Annotated in this window: 8 protein-coding genes and 1 pseudogene; 1 reads left to right on the top strand and 8 read right to left on the bottom strand. The window is 55.9% G+C overall.

The genetic code is table 11. The features are described from left to right. The 7 genes from lepA to rpoE form a co-directional block, all read right to left on the bottom strand. A partial coding sequence (gene lepA, locus RQ738_RS12465; RefSeq protein WP_314165587.1) for a translation elongation factor 4 occupies positions 1–1,279 on the bottom strand: 1,279 nt, incomplete at its 3' end. Between the two features lie 83 nt (positions 1,280–1,362). Next, positions 1,363–1,638 carry a glutaredoxin family protein gene (locus RQ738_RS12470; RefSeq protein WP_314165578.1) on the bottom strand — a complete coding sequence of 92 codons (276 nt, stop codon included), beginning with the start codon at positions 1,636–1,638 and terminating at the stop codon, positions 1,363–1,365. Then, positions 1,628–3,061: a DegQ family serine endoprotease gene (locus tag RQ738_RS12475; protein ID WP_314165579.1), complete on the bottom strand. Its 1,434-nt coding sequence runs from the start codon at positions 3,059–3,061 to the stop codon at positions 1,628–1,630. The genes RQ738_RS12470 and RQ738_RS12475 overlap by 11 nt, the downstream gene beginning before the upstream one ends. Beyond that, the gene (locus tag RQ738_RS12480; RefSeq protein ID WP_314165581.1) at positions 3,058–3,552 is read right to left on the bottom strand and encodes a SoxR reducing system RseC family protein; all 495 of its coding nucleotides are present in this window, start codon (positions 3,550–3,552) and stop codon (positions 3,058–3,060) included. Before RQ738_RS12480 ends, RQ738_RS12475 begins: the two co-directional genes overlap by 4 nt. Before the next feature lie 16 nt (positions 3,553–3,568). Continuing rightward, positions 3,569–4,537: a MucB/RseB C-terminal domain-containing protein gene (locus tag RQ738_RS12485; RefSeq protein ID WP_314165582.1), complete on the bottom strand. Its 969-nt coding sequence runs from the start codon at positions 4,535–4,537 to the stop codon at positions 3,569–3,571. Beyond that, on the bottom strand, positions 4,534–5,151 hold the full coding sequence (locus RQ738_RS12490; RefSeq protein ID WP_314165584.1) for a sigma-E factor negative regulatory protein: 618 nt from the start codon (positions 5,149–5,151) through the stop codon (positions 4,534–4,536). The genes RQ738_RS12485 and RQ738_RS12490 overlap by 4 nt, the downstream gene beginning before the upstream one ends. A gap of 15 nt (positions 5,152–5,166) precedes the next feature. Then, on the bottom strand, positions 5,167–5,757 hold the full coding sequence (gene rpoE / locus RQ738_RS12495; RefSeq protein WP_314165588.1) for an RNA polymerase sigma factor RpoE: 591 nt from the start codon (positions 5,755–5,757) through the stop codon (positions 5,167–5,169). A gap of 173 nt (positions 5,758–5,930) precedes the next feature. Here rpoE and nadB point away from each other — a divergent pair, with 173 nt between their 5' ends. Further along, a complete protein-coding gene (gene nadB / locus RQ738_RS12500; RefSeq protein ID WP_314165585.1) occupies positions 5,931–7,559 on the top strand; it encodes an L-aspartate oxidase in 1,629 nt (542 codons plus the stop codon). Positions 7,560–7,999: 440 nt separating this feature from the next. Here the strand turns inward: nadB and RQ738_RS12505 are convergent. Beyond that, positions 8,000–8,211: pseudogene (locus RQ738_RS12505) on the bottom strand (hypothetical protein); the annotation flags it as partial.

The raw sequence follows: 8,211 nt of genomic DNA on the forward strand, positions 1-8,211 counted from the left end.
CACGTTTTTCAATACACAGGTTAATCACATTACCCACATATGTCTGTGGCATCAGAATATTCGCAACAATAATCGGTTCGCGAATCTCCTCAATGAAATTGGCCTCGGGCAGGGCCGCCGGATTCTCCACCTTGATGACCTCGCCCCTGGTGGTCAGGACTTCATAGATCACCGTTGGCGCGGTGGTGATCAACTCGAGATTGTACTCGCGCTCAAGGCGCTCCTGGACAATCTCCATGTGCAGCATGCCGAGGAAACCACAGCGGAAGCCAAAGCCCAGCGCCTGCGAGGTTTCCGGTTCAAAATGCAGTGAGGCGTCATTGAGGCTCAGTTTCTGCAAGGCCTCACGGAAATCCTCATAGTCTTCCGAACTGATGGGGAACAGGCCGGCGAACACACGTGGCTGCACCTTCCGAAATCCGGGCAAGGCCTCGCTGGCCGGGTTATCCGGCGAAGTCAGGGTATCACCGACCGGCGCCCCGCCAATCTCCTTGATGCCGGCCACCACATAGCCGACGTCGCCGACATCAAGGGATGCCGTCTCGATACGCTTTGGCGTAAAACGACCCACCTTGTCGACGAGGAAGTCGCGGCCCGTGGACATAATCCGGATCTTTTGTTTCGGCTTGATGCTGCCGTCCATGATTCGCACCAGCGATACGACGCCGAGATAGTTGTCAAACCAGGAATCGATAATCAGTGCCTTCAACGGTGCATCCGCCACCCCTTGCGGCGCGGGGATACGCACGACCAGCTGTTCGAGGCAGTCTTCGATACCGATGCCGGTTTTGGCACTGACAAGCACGGCGTCTTCTGCCTCGATGCCGATGATTTCCTCGATTTCCTTGACGACGCGTTCGGGTTCGGCGGCCGGCAGATCGATCTTGTTCAGGACCGGCACGACTTCAAGCCCGAGGTCGATGGCGGTATAGCAATTCGCCACGCTCTGCGCCTCGACGCCCTGTGAGGCATCAACCACCAGCAAGGCGCCCTCGCAGGCTTCCAGTGAACGTGACACCTCGTAGGAAAAATCGACGTGCCCGGGGGTATCAATGAAGTTCAGGTGATAGACCTGTCCATCCCGCGCCTTGTAGTCCAGCGAGACACTCTGCGCCTTGATGGTGATGCCGCGCTCCCGCTCGATATCCATCGAATCCAGCACCTGCGCCTGCATTTCGCGGTTTGTGAGCCCGCCACAGACCTGGATAAAACGGTCGGCGAGGGTCGATTTACCATGATCGATGTGAGCGATAATGGAGAAGTTACGGATATTCTCCATCTTCATAAGATTACTACCTGATTGGCTTCTGGCATAAGGGACACAATAAAAACCGGCGCCTCACAGGCGCCTCAATGAGGGGATTATAACTGATTCGGGCTATTCGCTAAATGCTCACGTAATGCCTGCATATCGAGGAAATAATGACATATCTCGATATCCCCTTCCTTGAGAACCGGCACCGATGTGCCATAGGCCGCAGCCAGGGCCGGATCACTATCGACATCAATGCGTTGCAGCTGAAAAACCAGCTCTTTTTGTAATTCGGACAATGCCACCTCCATATCCTCACAGAGGTGGCAACCGGTGCGACTATACACTGTCAGCCTGACAGCCGCACCGGCTATATCACTTCTCATCCGTTATTTTTAGCGCCAGGAAGACCGGGCCACTGCGGGCACGGTGTATCAAAACAGGCACGGACTGGTTCGCCGGCAGTTTCTTGACCACTTTCTCGAACTGTTCAATGCCACTGATCTTCTCATTATTGAGCATGGTGATCACATCACCACGGCGAAGACCGGCCTGGGCGGCAGCACCATCGACTTCGTTGACCAGCACACCACCCGCGTCAATTTCGATTTTTTTACGTTGCGCATCCGTCAGTTCCGAAACGGTGACCCCGATACGGTTCAGTTGGCTGGTTTTCGGCTCGTTATTCGCGACGCGAATTTCATCCTCGGCCGGCAATTCACCTATGACCACTTTAAGGGTACGGGTCTTGCCCTGGCGGAGCACCCGTACCGGTACCGACTCGTTGACCGGTGTACGACCGACCAGCGGCGGCAGGTCCTTGGAGTGGTTTACCTCGTCACCGTTGAAAGCAAGAATAACATCGCCGACTTCAAAACCCGCCCTGGAGGCCGGACTATCGGGCAGCACCCGTGATACCAGGGCACCGCGTGGTTTGTCCATATCAAATGATTCGGCCAGATCGGCAGTCACATCCTGGATCAGGACACCCAGCCAGCCGCGTGTAACCCGACCCTTGGTTTTCAGTTGATCGGCCACGTTCATGGCGACCTCGATGGGGATCGCAAATGACAGCCCCATAAAGCCACCGGTGCGGCTGTAAATCTGCGAATTCACACCAATCACTTCGCCATCCATATTGAACAGCGGACCACCCGAATTTCCCGGGTTAATAGCAACATCGGTCTGGATAAACGGCACATAGTTCTCACTTGGCAGACTGCGCCCCTTGGCGCTGACGATGCCGGCAGTAACCGAATGGTCAAAACCAAAGGGTGAGCCAATCGCCAGGACCCACTCACCTACTTTCAGGTCGTTTGACTTGCCAATTTTGACTATCGGCAGGCTGCCCGCATCGATCTTCAACAAGGCAACATCACTGCGCGCATCTGAACCCACTATTTTGGCAGTGAACTCACGGCGGTCACTCAAGCGCACGATGACCTCATCGGCATCGCGAATGACATGGTTGTTTGTCATCACGTAACCATCGGCGGAAATAATAAAGCCGGAGCCCAGTGACTTCGCATCACGCGGCATTGGTGCATTGCCGTCTTCATCAAAGAAATGACGGAAAAAATCATGGAACGGACTGTCTTCGGGGAGTTCGGGGATTTGCAGGTTTTCCGGCAGGCGCGGCCCGCGCTTGATTTTCTGGGTGGTACTGATGTTCACCACTGCCGGGCTGTTGCTCTCGGCCAGCTCGGTAAAGTCAGGAAGACTACGCGCCTGAACCTGTGACCAGGCCAGCAGCACCAGCAGTGCAAGCGCCAGTTTATATACAAGAACATTACCCGACAGGTATTTCATGATGTCTCCCGTTTTATTTCATTGATTGCGATAACTTGACCTTCACCAGCAACGCGACGCAGAATTACTGGACGAAACCGGCCTTCTATTAGCGCACGTCTGGCATAAGCCTTCAACCAGTACAAGCCCATACCGAGCCCGGTTAAGCCACCCAGGATAGAGACGGTTTCGGAGGTCACTCGACTGTCTGCGAATAATGCCTCGGCAATAATGGCCATCAACAGCATCAATAGAAGCGGCAGCATATACACCGCAAAAGAACCCTGTAACAGGCTGCTTTCTTCAAGACCAAGGACAACCTCATCGCCGGCCTGCATACCTTCTATCGGGGTCACGGCCAGCTGGTTACTGCGCCGGCCGACCAGACGTTCCAGCAACGAACTGCCACAGGCATTTTTTGCCGAGCAACTGCCACAGGTTGACTGGCGCTGCGTCTCTACCCAGGCAATTTTGTCTTCGATAGCGATAACACGTGCACGTTCTTCAATCATGGGTCTCTGGGAACCGTCAATAATGGTTAACTGCGTCAGCGATAAGCTGCACCGTAGTATACGGTACTTCCCCTACCGCCGTAATATGGTAATCGCCCATGCTGCGGCCATAGGCATTAACCGCGCCCATACTTGATGCACCCTGCAGGCTTTCCTTTTGTGCCTCAAGCTTATCTATATATACAGACACCCATGCCAGACCATCAGTGTAAACAATGTGCTCCACCGGCATCCGGGTATCTGGCAGGTGATGTTTGTTCCGATGTGAAAGCATAAAGCCCTGCGGCAGCTTGTCCGCACGCCAACGGTCATCCATCGGCATGGGCTCATCGGCTTTATCATCACTGTCGGTTACCCAGGTGTACTCTTTGCCACTGATATTGGGTTTGAGGAGATCGTCGTCAATCTGTTCGTAAAGACGCAAATCGGTAAACATAATCTGTTCGATGGCATTGCCGCGGCTGTCGAGTAGTTCTGACTTGAGCAATAACTCGAAGGCATCATCAATCCATAAGCGATAGCCATAGCGAAAGCTGTCTTTAGGCCGAATCATAACCTTGCGCGCCGGGCGTGAGGCTACGCGCTCATAACCTTCGAAGATAAAATCGTAGTATTCGCCAATATGGCTCAGGTCACTTGGAATCGAGGGCAGGCGGTTTTCGGGGCCGTGGTTGTCGACCAGCACTGAGCGATTGTCCGGCAGGATACAGGTGACGTTATCATTGTTACGGATAACTTCCCGGGCCACGCCATTCAGGGAGACCATGCGTTCATGCTCGCCTTTACTGTCGGCCTTGTGGATGATATGCACGGCTTCCAGCTGATTGCCTTGCCGGTAGACAAAGGTGCCCTGGTAATTAAGCGTTTCACCTGCGTGGCTCACCCGGCCCAACCATTCTCGCACCGTCTCGGAAGTAATCTGCTCCATGCCTGCCGCAGGCGTGAGGCCGGCAAGGAGCAGCAGGAACAATAGACCCTTTTTCATCGCGATGCGTTATCTCCACCCGGCAGGTATTCAATAGCCGGTGCATCCTCGTCCGGCCTGGCCGGCCGTGCATTATTGCCTGCCGTCACAATCGGTGCATATGGCATGGTACCCCGTACTGCAGTCGAGTAACCATTATGGTTAACCAGGTAACTGTTTAGCTTCATGACTACAGCAGGACGGTCATCTGACCACCTGGCCGTATTAACCCGCAGCCACTCCTGCTGCTCCGCGACCGGCGCCTTGGCAACCTGACTCGCTCCCGGACCGAAGGCCTTCTCGGCCGGCTGAATCATCAGCACCGCAACAGCCGCGACCGTGGCCGCAATCGCCATCCCGGCCACTTGCTTGAAGGTGGCCGAGAGGTGACGACGCCTGTGCTGTGGCGCGAAGAGGGTCGGCTCACTCGCCAGCCGGGCCTGAACGCCGGCAAGCAAATCCGCCGCAGATGAAATGTCGCCTTCATGGCGCAGCGCACTACCGGCACGCTGGTAACGCAGCCAGCGAGAACGCAATTCCGGGTTGCTCAGCATGTCACTGATCAAGCGATCGGCCTCGACCTGCTCGAGCTCGCCGTCAACAAATGCAGAAAGTCGTTCATCATGTTGTATCATAGGACTACCCATCCACTACTCATATTGTTCACCCTCCAGCATCGGGCGAATCTTTGCGTCAACAGCCTCACGGGCCCTGAATATGCGCGAACGAACCGTCCCAACCGGGCAATCCATCGCTTGCGCAATATCGTCATAACTCATGCCTTCGAGTTCACGCAGCATAATCGCGGTGCGTAAATCCTCAGGCAAGGCCCCAATGGCCTCATATACCGCCTCTTCCAGTTCGTCCCTGTGCAGCAGTTGTTCCGGTGTCGCGTATTCCTTCAAATGATGAGCATTGTCATACTGTTCAGCATCACTGGCCTCGATATCGTCCCGCGGTGGCCGGCGGCCCTGCGCAACAAGATAATTCTTGGCTGTGTTGATGACAATGCGGTAAAACCAGGTATAAAACGCACTGTCACCACGAAAATTGGCCAGCGCCCGGTAGGCCTTGATAAAGGCTTCCTGCGCCACATCTTGCGCCTCGGCCGAATCGCGCACATAACGCGAGATCAGGTTCAGCGCCCTTTGCTGATATTTCAGCACCAGCAAATCGAAGGCCTTTTTGTCGCCGGCCTGGACCCGCGCGACCAGCGCGCTGTCCGCATTCTTCTCGGCCATTCTGGCCTTCCCCTTTTCATCGGCAGAACTACTCATCATCCACCTGTTTTATTGACCTTTTTTCATGGTATTAGTTCGCCTGCATGATACTTTTATTATATTCTCATGCCCAACGGGTGCGGCAAACCGGTATTTTGGCTCCCGCTAATGAATTTTGACCTGAAGTTAAGCCTATGAGTACGCAGTATACACATGATGTCCTTGTGATCGGCGGCGGCATCGCCGGCCTGACTCTGGCCCTGCGTCTGGCCGAAGACGTCAAGGTTGCCATTATCGCCAAGGGCTCGCTTACGGAAAGTTCCAGTCTATATGCCCAGGGCGGCATCGCCGCGGTGCTTGAGCAAGACGACTCCATCGAGGCACATATCGAAGACACGCTCAATGCCGGTGGCCAACTCTGTGATCCGGCGGTTGTCCGCCAGGTGGTCGAGCGCAGTGCCGCGAATATCCAGTGGCTCATTGACCAGGGTGTGCTCTTTACCCGGGAACCCAGCGAGGATGGCTCGGGAGGGTATCACCTGACCCGCGAGGGTGGCCATTCCCGTCGGCGCATCATCCATGCCGCTGACGCCACCGGGCGCGCCGTGGAAACCACGCTCGGTGAGCGCGTCCACGCCCACAGGAATATTACCCTGTATGAGCAGCATATCGCCGTGGATATTATTACGAGCGCCAAACTCGGGCTGCCGGGTAACCGCGCGCTGGGTGCCTATGTGCTGGATCGCGACAGCGGCCATGTAGAAACCTTCAGCGCCCGCACGGTGGTCCTTGCTACCGGTGGTGCCAACAAGGTTTATCTGTATACCACCAACCCGGATGTCTCGACCGGTGACGGTATCGCCATGGGCTGGCGCGCCGGCTGCCGGGTGGCCAACATGGAATTTATCCAGTTCCACCCGACCTGCCTTTATCACCCCAAGGCCAAGACGCTTTTGCTGACCGAAGCGATCCGCGGCGAAGGTGGCAAGCTCCGTCTGCCCGATGGCAGCACTTTTATGGAACAATTCGATCCACGCGCAGAACTCGCGCCCCGTGATATCGTCGCCCGCGCCATTGACCATGAAATGAAATGCCTGGGTATCGATCATGTCTGTCTCGATATCAGTCACAAGCCAGCCGAATTCATCCGCGGTCACTTCCCGAACATCTATGCGAGCTGCCTCGAGTACGGCTATGACATGACCCTGGAGCCCGTGCCCGTGGTGCCGGCAGCACATTACACCTGCGGTGGCATCATGACCGATAATCATGGCCGCACCGATATTAACGGCCTGTATGCGATCGGTGAAACCGCCTATACCGGCCTGCATGGAGCCAATCGTCTTGCCAGCAACTCCCTGCTCGAATGCCTGGTCTTTGCCGAGGCGGCCAGCAAGAACATCGAACAAGCCCTTCCACGCTGGAGCTTGTCGACACAGCTCCCGCCCTGGGATGAAAGCCGCGTCACTGACTCTGATGAAGAAGTGGTGGTGAGCCATAACTGGGATGAGTTACGGCGTTTCATGTGGGACTACGTGGGAATCGTGCGCACCAACAAACGCCTGCAACGCGCCAAGCGCCGGGTTGATCTGCTCAACAGCGAAATCGAGGATTACTACGGCAACTTCCGCGTCACTAACGACCTGCTCGAGCTGCGTAACCTGACCCAGGTCGCCGACATGATTATTCAGAGCGCCATGCTGCGCAAGGAAAGTCGCGGCCTGCATTACACGCTCGATTACCCGCAAACCGACAGTCGTGCCGCCCATAGCACGATCCTTGTCCCGGAAAATTACCAACGCACCACCCGGCAAACCGCCTAGGATAAGGGGTCGGAGGTTAGGGGTCGGAGTCGTGCAGGTGTGGTGATTCTCTGGAGCAACGAACCGCGAGGTTGGCGAGCAGGTCAAAAGCACCTGTAGACAGCGACTCCGACCCCGATATGCGCGACCCCGATATGCGACCCCGATGTGGAGTCGCGCGGGCGTGGTGATTCGCTGGAACAACAAGCCGCGACGTTGGCGACCAGGTCAAATGCACCTGTAGGCAGCGACTCCGATGTGAGGTTAGGGGTCGGAGTCGCGCGGGTGTGGTGATTTGCTGGAACAACAAGCCGCGACGTTGGCAACCAGGTCAAATGCACCTGTAAGCAGCGACTCCGACCCCGATGGATTGAGCAGCGACTCCGACCCCGATGGATTGCGACCCCGCTGGATTAGGGTAAGGGTCGCGTTAACCACACCCTGTCCAGGCAGCGGCTGTTTCAGGCCAGCTTTTCCAGCTCACCATCACGCAGGGTGCGCAACCGGACCCGCAGGCGTCTCAGGGTTTCCGTATCGGCGCTGTCGCTCAATAACGGCACACTCAGGTACCACGGCCAGCGACCCTGTTTGAAATTCAGGCTCTTCGGAAAAATTAGTGGGTAAAAATATAGCGAATTTGGAGCAATAGAGATAGTTTTCTGGAAATTGGAGG

Source organism: Sulfuriflexus sp. (assembly GCF_032250955.1).
Classification (GTDB): domain Bacteria; phylum Pseudomonadota; class Gammaproteobacteria; order AKS1; family AKS1; genus Sulfuriflexus.

What these genes read in the sequence shown, in the direction of transcription:
- RQ738_RS12470 (WP_314165578.1), bottom strand. Translation starts at nt 1,638, where the DNA reads ATGAGAAGTGATATAGCCGGTGCGGCTGTCAGGCTGACAGTGTATAGT.
- RQ738_RS12475 (WP_314165579.1), bottom strand. Translation starts at nt 3,061, where the DNA reads ATGAAATACCTGTCGGGTAATGTTCTTGTATATAAACTGGCGCTTGCA.
- RQ738_RS12485 (WP_314165582.1), bottom strand. Translation starts at nt 4,537, where the DNA reads ATGAAAAAGGGTCTATTGTTCCTGCTGCTCCTTGCCGGCCTCACGCCT.
- rpoE (WP_314165588.1), bottom strand. Translation starts at nt 5,757, where the DNA reads ATGGCCGAGAAGAATGCGGACAGCGCGCTGGTCGCGCGGGTCCAGGCC.
- nadB (WP_314165585.1), top strand. Translation starts at nt 5,931, where the DNA reads ATGAGTACGCAGTATACACATGATGTCCTTGTGATCGGCGGCGGCATC.
- RQ738_RS12490 (WP_314165584.1), bottom strand. Translation starts at nt 5,151, where the DNA reads ATGATACAACATGATGAACGACTTTCTGCATTTGTTGACGGCGAGCTC.
- RQ738_RS12480 (WP_314165581.1), bottom strand. Translation starts at nt 3,552, where the DNA reads ATGATTGAAGAACGTGCACGTGTTATCGCTATCGAAGACAAAATTGCC.